At 53.1% G+C, this 9,464-nt stretch carries 7 protein-coding genes; all 7 read right to left on the bottom strand.

The annotated features are described in order from the left end of the window. Positions 1 to 421: 421 nt before the first annotated feature. Positions 422 to 751, bottom strand: a complete 330-nt coding sequence (locus tag DWB63_RS10270; protein ID WP_128328745.1) for a hypothetical protein — start codon at positions 749 to 751, stop codon at positions 422 to 424. An 8-nt stretch (positions 752 to 759) separates the two neighbouring features. Then, positions 760 to 1,296, bottom strand: a complete 537-nt coding sequence (locus tag DWB63_RS10265; RefSeq protein WP_128328744.1) for a hypothetical protein — start codon at positions 1,294 to 1,296, stop codon at positions 760 to 762. Between the two features lie 43 nt (positions 1,297 to 1,339). Further along, entirely contained in the window at positions 1,340 to 1,999 is a 660-nt protein-coding gene (locus tag DWB63_RS10260; protein WP_128328743.1) for a transposase, read from the bottom strand. A gap of 394 nt (positions 2,000 to 2,393) precedes the next feature. Continuing rightward, on the bottom strand, positions 2,394 to 2,699 hold the full coding sequence (locus DWB63_RS10255) for a hypothetical protein (protein ID WP_128328742.1): 306 nt from the start codon (positions 2,697 to 2,699) through the stop codon (positions 2,394 to 2,396). A gap of 185 nt (positions 2,700 to 2,884) precedes the next feature. Then, positions 2,885 to 3,544, bottom strand: a complete 660-nt coding sequence (locus DWB63_RS10250; protein ID WP_128328741.1) for a transposase — start codon at positions 3,542 to 3,544, stop codon at positions 2,885 to 2,887. 95 nt (positions 3,545 to 3,639) lie between these two features. After that, positions 3,640 to 3,945, bottom strand: coding sequence for a hypothetical protein (locus DWB63_RS10245; RefSeq protein WP_128328740.1), 306 nt, complete (start codon positions 3,943 to 3,945; stop codon positions 3,640 to 3,642). Between the two features lies 1 nt (position 3,946). Then, positions 3,947 to 9,463, bottom strand: a complete 5,517-nt coding sequence (locus tag DWB63_RS10240; RefSeq protein ID WP_128328739.1) for a DUF637 domain-containing protein — start codon at positions 9,461 to 9,463, stop codon at positions 3,947 to 3,949. Between the last annotated feature and the right edge of the window lies 1 nt (position 9,464).

Raw genomic sequence — 9,464 nt, 5'->3', positions numbered from 1 at the left:
CAGATGGCCACGCAATGTCTGTCGCACCACTCCCTGACAAGTTCCAGATACAGCTGGTAATCCGCCTCGCAAAAGAACGTGGGCAATCGACGGTTTCCTCGCTGCACCACATGGTGGGCCTCACCGGGTACGACAATACGAGCAATTCTCGGCATGGGCACAATATCCTACATGGACTCTACCAAGTCAAGAATTAGGTATACTGTCCCCCTAATTCCCTGTCCCCCTAATTCCCTGTCCCCCTAATTCCTGTCCCCTCGCCGATGGTGGCGCGGTTGATCTGGCGGCGGTCGTGGGAGGAATGGGGGGGGGAATTATGTCAGGGAACAAAAGAAAAGGCCCGGTTGCGTCGGGCCTTCTTGAATCATACCTATTATTGATGGACTGTTAATTAGTAAGGTGTACCCAAAATTCCCAGTAACTAAATCTTTATAATTTTTTTGTCCTTTAGAAAACACTCTAAATCCTTTAACCGAAGATAGCCTTTGTGTTCAATATATTTTCCCCATTCTTCCGCCTTGATAAATGGAGGCATGGTTATTCCAATGCTTCGAATGTATTCCTTAACTGTTGAAATGTCATTCGGCTTGTTCAATACAATATTATCAACGCTTTCCCATATCAATTCACATTCTTCGCAGACATATATTATTTTGCTTAAACTTAGAATATTTATTTTTTTTAATCGACCATCATGCAAAATGGGGCAGTAGACAATATCATCACTGTCAATTTCTATATAATCTATCATGTTGAACCTTACTTAATGGGATAAGAAGAAATAATTTCACATGTTCCCTTCCTAACTACTATTCGAATTGATGTTTCACCATTTGTGCCAACGACTTTGTTCATATTGGGCTCAAAAATATGGACCGCTCCTTCGGTCCTTGGATTCCCTTTCATCTTCCAAGCCTCGTCGACTAAGCCGAGGATTTCATGCTTCTCAACATTAAACACTGAGTGCTGAGCTTTCTTAGGATTTGACTCCCCGTGAGCCAACACATGCTTAATCCTGTTTCCAAAGTTGGGATCATCTCCATAGACTAAACCCGCAGGACTCTTCCAAGTTCCAGTACTCTTATCATAAGATAACTTAGTCCGTGAAGAACTACCCAACCCCTTATCGCCAAGAACTGCCTTGCCGCCAACAATAGACCCAAGGGAACCGATAAACAGATTAAGCCCAAACTTGGATGCATCGATATCCTCCTGAGCGGGTGGATAAGCGAGTTGGGTGGAGTCTTTCCCGCGCCCTAATACTGCGGCAATTTCTGTTCCAACCTCAGTTGACAATTGCTCAATCTTATCACCAATTAGAATTAGAGGGACAGTATACCTAATTCCGCTTCTTCGGGCCGGGTTTCCGGCGTCGCAAGTCCACTCCTGTACGGGCTTGCAACCGATCGAAAAACGCGTCGTTGCCGAGTGGGCGGCCTGTCCGTGCATGCTTACTCAAGGCATCCATAGCATCCTGCGCATCCCCTGAGGCTATGAAGCTTCGCCAATCCGGAACCATGGAAAGCAGAGGCCCTGCCTTTACCAGAATATCGTCCCTCCCTTGCAAATGGGCCAAGGCGCTGCTCCAGGGGTAATCGGCAGGGTCCGAGACCATGCCTGCACGCACGGGATTGCGTTCGATATAGCGGGCAGCCGCGAGCGCATGCGCCTCATCCATGACAAAGGAGGAAAAGCGATCCTGCCACAGGTGGCCGGTCCATCCCTCACGCTTGTTGACATGGAGCGAGTAGCGGCGGTGAGCCTCCCCGAAAGCCAGGCGCAAACCGCTTTCGGTCTCTGGAACGGCAATCAGATGCACATGATTGGTCAACAGGCAGTAGCACCAGATGGCCACGCAATGTCTGTCGCACCACCCCCTGACAAGTTCCAGATACAATTGGTAATCCGCCTCGCAAAAGAACGTGGGCAATCGACGGTTTCCTCGCTGCACCACATGGTGGGCCTCACCGGATACGACAATACGAGCAATTCTCGGCATGGGCGCAATATCCTACATGGACTCTACCAAGTCAAGAATTAGGTATACTGTCCCCCTAATTCCCCCCTAATTCCCACTCGCCATCTCCTCAATCGCGGCACTATCAATATACACCGTGACCGAGGTCTTCTTGTCCTTGGTGATCTCCTGTGCTTTGGCGAGGTCGCGGTTCAGGCCCTCCAGCCCGGCATCGGGGTCGGAACGGATGATGATCTCGCCCTCGCCGATGGTGGCGCGGTTGATCTGGCGGCGGTCGTGGGAGGAATGGGGGGGGGGTATGTAAAAGAAAAGGCCCGGTTGCGCCGGGCCTTTAAGCGGTTAAATACGTATGATCTCACTCTAATTCCTAGCAAAACAACAAAAACAAGACCTGCCCCCATTCTTATGATTCTTGTTATTTTTTATATGTAACTATGTACTTGCCTGCAAGCTGCTTCTTGAGCTGAGGATATAAATACTGTCCTTCTTCCTCAAGAGCTTGGGTGAGAAGCCTATTAGCACTCTTTGAAGAAAAACCAATTTCAGAGGGATCCTCTTGTACATAAGTAGACTGGAATACTTTATTCCATTTTTTTATATCTCTTTTTAATTTATCATCAATCGGTAAATCGTCTGCTTCCAAGGTGTAAATTGCTCCGCTATCGTTACTATACCATAAAGGAGAAGTGAGCCACTCAAGCATCAATCTAATTTTGTCCATAGCTATTTGCTCCATGGATAAGATGTTACGACAAAACCGTTGTTACCAATTACCACTCCCAAATCAAAGTCTTTCCCACCATAGTTCACTCTATAAATAGACAGGCCAGACTTTGTCACGGTGAAAGGGGCCTTGGTGGCAACTGTCTCCGTGAGAAGATTGATGGAATTAGAGGGACAGTATACCTAATTCCGCTTCTTCGGGCCGGGTTTCCGGCGTCGCAAGTCCACTCCTGTACGGGCTTGCAACCGATCGAAAAACGCGTCGTTGCCGAGTGGGCGGCCTGTCCGTGCATGCTTACTCAAGGCATCCATAGCATCCTGCGCATCCCCTGAGGCTATGAAGCTTCGCCAATCCGGAACCATGGAAAGCAGAGGCCCTGCCTTTACCAGAATATCGTCCCGCCCCTGCAAATGGGCCAAGGCGCTGCTCCAGGGGTAATCGGCAGGGTCCGAGACCATGCCTGCACGCACGGGATTGCGTTCGATATAGCGGGCAGCCGCGAGCGCATGCGCCTCATCCATGACAAAGGAGGAAAAGCGATCCTGCCACAGGTGGCCGGTCCATCCCTCACGCTTGTTGACATGGAGCGAGTAGCGGCGGTGAGCCTCCCCGAAAGCCAGGCGCAAACCGCTTTCGGTCTCTGGAACGGCAATCAGATGCACATGATTGGTCATCAGGCAGTAGCACCAGATGGCCACGCAATATCTGTCGCACCACTCCCTGACAAGTTCCAGATACAATTGGTAATCCGCCTCGCAAAAGAACGTGGGCAATCGGCGGTTTCCTCGCTGCACCACATGGTGGGCCTCACCGGGTACGACAATACGAGCAATTCTCGGCATGGGCGCAATATCCTACATGGACTCTACCAAGTCAAGAATTAGGTATACTGTCCCCCTAATTCTCATCACACTCATGCGGGCAAAAACCTTATAATTCAAGACCTGACCCCGTTCTTTACTTCTTGTAACAGGTCACAGATTCGACAAAGAGATTTCACATACATATCACATTTATGCTTTTCAATATCAGTTAATGATGTCTGAAAAGTGCTAATTAATGCCTCAATATAATGAAAATCAATAGTCACCTCCCTCCCATTAACAACTGAAAATGCCATGCCGAGATAGTAACTATCTGTTTCAATTAACTCTGAAATAAAATCAGCATAGATATCATTTTCACCAGCTGTAGGAATCTGTATTGACATATGACTTTTAATTGCTTTACTTAATTTTTCCATGTTAGTCCCAATAAGTAACTAGTTTTCCACCTTTAGTCCAATAGCCACCTTGTCTTACTGCCTTTCCGTTGACAATAGTCTTGATTTGAACTTTGAGACCTGGTGTGCCATCTTTAAGCAATACCTCTTGAGCCTCGCCTTTATGTTTTGAGAAAAACTCCATTGCATCATTGGTGTACTCTTCTGCGCTTCGACCTTTGCCATGTTTAGCAAGATGATAATCAATGGAACTAGTTGTATCTGGAAATGTTCCTTGATGCCAATTTTCTTCAACCTGAGTAACAACACCATTATAATCAACCTGCCCACTTGTATCTCCGCTGACCGTGCCGGAATCCACAAGTCCAGAATCGTCTGGTGTAGTCGTGCTTCCGCTGTCAACGACGGTGTCACTTGGAGATCCTTCTGTGCCAGTGCTTACACCATTGGTCGGAGTAGAAGAGGGTATCCCGATTATCTGTTGTTTCTCTTCGTCTGACAAGCTTGCACTCAGATTGGCAGCAAATTGTTTCAGTGCTGCCAAAGCACTGGCAGATCCTTGCCGTATTTCGTCCTGATGGGTTTGGATATAAATCGCACCTGCGGCTGTTCCCACCATCAAAGCAAGTACAACTGGATTGAGAGTGCAAAGAACGAATAGAAACTGAGCGGCATTATTAGCGGCTGCATTTTCTCCGGCATTGGCTGCCGTATCAATATCCTGACCAGCCGCAGCAGCTGCGAGCCCTGCGGCAAGCTTAGAAAGGTCCACGCCCGCGTCAGTCCATTCCTTGATACGACTAGAAGCAATGTCACCCGACAACAACGCTTCCTCAATTTCGCCCGCCAGAGCCTCACCGGTTATCTCGCCGACGACACCACCGATGGCTCCAGAGACACCATCGCCGCCCATTGCCACATCCATGGCACCGCCTAAGGCGGCATGGGCGATCTTGTGGGTGACGTAATTCAGATCGCCATCGGCGTAGGCCGAACCGATTTCGTTAGCGAGTTCAGCACCTAATGAGGAGACCGCAGCACTGCGCATATTCGCCAGGAGGTTCTCGCCCAAGTTGCCGCCGTTGATGGCGGTGTCTACTCCGGTGCTTACTCCGGCCTGGATAGCGTTGTCCTGAAGGCTCTGGGCAAGGTCGGCGATGAAGGAGGCCTCGTTGACAGTTTCGCTCGCATCTGAGGCTGCTTCGGTGGCTGCGGCAACTTGATCGCCACCATTGATGTAATCCGTGAGTCCTTTGCTCAGCCCAGCCGTGAGCATAGCCGTAGCCAGTGCGCGGATCGTGTCGATGGAGGCCAGAGCCTGCAACGCGGCTCCGATGTCGCCACCGTTGCCGACAATCTGCATGCCTGCCTGGATGACCAGGGAGTTGAAGCCTGCTGCTACGGCGGCTGTCATTGCAGAGTCTCCAGCCATTTTTAAGACGCCCGTGGCGAAACTCTGGCCGCCGGGAGTAAATGACAAAGCTACGGCCATGGCCAGAGACACGAGCTGCATGCCCGGTCCTCCGATGCCGCTATCGGATTCCTTCCATTGGTTGTGCACTTCCTGCACAGCCTGCCAATCCACGTCGTCACGCTGGGCTATCTCGCCCATCCATTCCAGGCCCGGTGCCTGGGCCAGTTGGGCGATGTCCTCCTGGACGTTGCCGGTCTCCTTATACTGGACCACCACGCCCTCGGCCGTGGTGATGGTCAGGCCACCTCCAGCTGTGATCTTGGTGTGCTGGACGGTCTCGTCATTGGTGCCCTCGTCCGAAGTGGACCAGGAAAAATACCCGGTACTCGATTTGACCACCCGCTCATACTCGCTGTCCTTGGTCACCAGCATGGCCACCTGGCCATCGGTACTGGTGATCTCGGTCTCATCTCCGGATTTGATGGTGGCGGCCTTGAGGGTGATGTCGTTTTTGGCTTCCAGCGCAACTTTACCGCCGCCTTCGACTTCGCTACGGACGGTGGATACACCGTTGTGCTCACTGAGCTCCATGGAGCCGGTGCCCATGAAGCCGGATTTTTTCTCCTCGTTCTTCTGGTAATGTTGTTCCTCGCCCGAAGCGATGAGCAACTCATTGGCGGATTTCAGCGTGATGTCATCTTCTGCTTCGAGTTTGCTGCCGACGACGGACAGGCTGCCGGTTGCGTCCGAGGTTCCCGACTCCATCGTGACTGAGCCGCCGGACTTGATGGAAGAGGCGACATTCTGCTTTTGCTGTAGAACGGCAGTTTGGGATTTCTTGCCGCCGAAGAGACCTCCTCCACCGCCGGAGATGTGGGAATAAAAGTCTGTGCTGTCTGTTGCAGCCGTGACAGACACATTGCCACCGGCCTTGATGTTAGTGTCGCCGCTGGACTCAAGTTGGCTGCCATGGACAGCAACATCCTTTCCGGCTTCAATCTTCAGGTTGCCGCCGGTATCGACCGTGCTCGACCGATTGTGTGTGATATCGGTGTGGGTGCTGAATCCCGACCCACTCAATTTATTGGCATACTCCAACTCTTGGGAACTGATGACCACAGAGTCTCCCGCCGAGAGGGTCGTATCCCCCCCTGACTTCAGATCCGTTCCCACAACAGTGACGTTGCCTCCCGCCTGTATGGAAAGACTGCCCGTGGATGAAATGTTTGCTCTCTTGGACACTTGGTCATAAGCGGTGCCAAGCCCAGAAAACTCCACGGTTTCAGACGTGGAAACCACATCTTTTGCTGCCGTTAATGCTACAGTGTCACCGGACACGGTGCCGCCGGTGTTATAGATGGAGTCCGTGGCCGTAATGGAGATATCCTGTCCGGCGACCGTGCCGCCCATGTTGAAAAACGATTCAGCCGTGGCGGTAAGCTGACCATCGGATTTTATCAGACCTGCATTTACCACAGTATCGGCGTCGATCTCCACTTCCCTGCCGATGATGGACGAGCCGTCCTGAATAATGTCCTTCATACTATTGGAGCAGAGGTAGACCACCGGTACCAACACTTCCTCGCCGTTGACCGTCTGCCGTTCAAGCCAGACAATATCCTGGGTCAGAGCGGCAACCTGCTCCCTGGAAAGGGCCACGCCCACACTCAGGCTGAGACCGGTCTGAGCCTGGACCGCATTATCCATGAGCTTGACGAACTGCTCGGTGTCCGTGGCGACCCCGTCTTCAAGGAACCGGCGGCCTGTCAACTCCTGGATCTGCTTGCTCACCGTTGTGGTTTCGCAATATCCGTCACACAGCCGCTTGTTCGCGATGTCGTTGGGGTCGAAGCCCATGTGCGTCAGGGCATAATCCGAGCCAAAGAAGTTATTCAGATCCGTCAGGTTCGGGTTGGTTTCAATCTGGTAATTCTGGGCAGGGTCAGTATTGGGCTGAAACAGGCCATTACTGGGCAAGGCATTGGTGATGGCAGCGACATCGTCCACTTTTTGGGCCTGGCTCGCCGGGTCGGGAGGATTGAGGACCCCGTTGTGCTCGACCACACCGTTGGCAACCACACCGGAACTAATGCTTACCTTGCCACCCGCTTCAAGCAGACCATAGGCAGAGTCGATGGGAGTCAGAGCCGTTTCCTTCCCTCCGCCGGTGGGCACAATGTGCGGAGTACTGTGGCTGTGGTAGACGCCACGACCCCACTCATAGGTCGTACGCTTGTAGATCCCCTGACCCACGTTTGCAAAAGTATCGGCATTGATCTGGATGTCGCCGGTGGCTGAGGTGATGGTGCTGACGTTGTTAGTGGCTGTGTCCGCTTCCACGAGAATATTGCCCTGAGCGGCAATGGCTGCCCCTTGGTCCTGGCCTGTAGCCGTATCTTGAGTGACCGAGGCGGCCACAAAATAGCCACTGGTGAAAGCCTCTATGGTTCCGAAGTACAGTTTTCCCGTATTGACCATCGTGCGAACCTGGTCCACGAGCAGGATTTGATCGGCAGTTAGGGCATCGGGGTCAGCGGCCTGGGCAGCGTCTACGATAGCCAGGGCGTCGAGCATCTCCTGCCGTGAATGGGCGTGGCGAGAAGAATCAAGCCCAATAGCCTCCAAATGGCCCGGATAAATAAGAGCTATGGTTCTGGGCGGTGATCCCAACGGCGCACGCCCAGTGTAGAGTTCAAAAATTGTATCGGTCCTGCCCCTATTGCGATCTCTTCCGGTCCAGTATCCTGCTTCTTCGTAGAACAGTACTTGGTCGCCCTCGACCAGGGTGAACAGCGAGTTGTTGTTATTGAATGTCTTGGCACGGAAGGTCAGCCCTCCATCAAGCGACTCTATGACCGCAGAGTCATTGTGCAGCGTCTCCATCTTCTGGCCCGCTGCTGCGCCTTCAAACACCATGTCACCCTTGGAAAGAATGGTGCCTTGGTTATTGTGCAGGGTGTCGCTGATCCGGAAAAGGCCGGTGCCCCCGGAGTAGAGCGTGCCGATATTGTTGAGGAAGGTCGCGGAGACGGTCAGATCAGTGTCGGCAGCAACAAGGTGCCGGTTATCCAGGGTGCCCGCATTGACCACGACCTTGGCCGCGCTGATTACGGCAGCATCCGTTGGATCGACCTTGGTCACGGTGACGGTCTGGCCGGCAATGGTGGCCGTGCCTGCGGCCTTGACCGTGCCGGATATCTCCACGGCATCGCTATTCGAGGTGAGCGCCAACGTTCCTGCCGAAGAGGCGCTGTCCTTGATCTGAATCTTGCCGTCCGCCGTCATTTCCAGATGCTGGGTTGCCTGGACAATGCCCTGGGTGTTGACACCCACGCCTGCCTCGGTGCCGACGAGCTTGATGCGGCCCGCGTACATGCCGCCCAGGGCGGTGGAGTCAATGGAAACAGTCGGGACCGGGGAGCCGTCTGCCGCAAGCGGAGTCGCGGTCTCCGTGGCCGGGTTATACAGGTTGCGGCCAGTGACGATGTTCAGCTTCTTGGCATAGATTTCGGCATTGATATTGGCAACACGCGTGACCAGCTCGAATGCGTCGATGTTGTTGGCGTTGATACCTGCGCCGTGCACGAGGATGTCACCGCCGGAGACATTCAGCCCGAGCAGATTGTTGCCGCTGAACTCCGGGGTGCCGGTGACCAACGAGGCCTTGGGCGTATTGATAAACCCGCCGCCGTTGACGGAAATACCATTGGGGTTGGCGAGGATGTAGTTGGCGGCCTGGCCGAATATCTCGGTGAAGCCCTGGATATTCGAACGCCCGTTGCCGGTCACCTCATTGAGGATGGTGGAAGCTGCCCGGCCATTGAAATTAGGGTTGGAAGCAAGTGCACCGCCAAGTTGGGACACACCGACCCCGGTGCTGTTGTTGATGACGACGCCCTGGGTGCCGACATTGAAGTCCGTAAACTGGTTGTGGGACAGGCCGCTGCCGTTGGGTGCGGCAATGTTGACCACCGGGACGCCGTTCCGGGCGGCCTCCATGGTGGCCTGGTGTTGTGCGGCGGCATTGGGGTCGACATGAATGCCTTCGGCATAGACCAGGGAGGGCGGACACAGGATCAGCCCGATCATGAAGGCAATCAGCAGTTGTTTCAAAGCGTTAAGCATA

This window comes from Pseudodesulfovibrio sp. S3 (assembly GCF_004025585.1).
Classification (GTDB): domain Bacteria; phylum Desulfobacterota; class Desulfovibrionia; order Desulfovibrionales; family Desulfovibrionaceae; genus Pseudodesulfovibrio.
The sequence above is the reverse complement of the archived record's forward strand: the minus strand, read 5'-3'. Positions and strand labels throughout refer to the sequence as shown.

Bases quoted from the DNA above. Each gene is read 5' to 3' on its own strand.
- DWB63_RS10270 (WP_128328745.1), bottom strand. From the start codon at position 751: ATGATAGATTATATAGAAATTGACAGTGATGATATTGTCTACTGCCCC.
- DWB63_RS10240 (WP_128328739.1), bottom strand. From the start codon at position 9,463: ATGCTTAACGCTTTGAAACAACTGCTGATTGCCTTCATGATCGGGCTG.
- DWB63_RS10245 (WP_128328740.1), bottom strand. From the start codon at position 3,945: ATGGAAAAATTAAGTAAAGCAATTAAAAGTCATATGTCAATACAGATT.
- DWB63_RS10260 (WP_128328743.1), bottom strand. From the start codon at position 1,999: ATGCCGAGAATTGCTCGTATTGTCGTATCCGGTGAGGCCCACCATGTG.
- DWB63_RS10250 (WP_128328741.1), bottom strand. From the start codon at position 3,544: ATGCCGAGAATTGCTCGTATTGTCGTACCCGGTGAGGCCCACCATGTG.
- DWB63_RS10255 (WP_128328742.1), bottom strand. From the start codon at position 2,699: ATGGACAAAATTAGATTGATGCTTGAGTGGCTCACTTCTCCTTTATGG.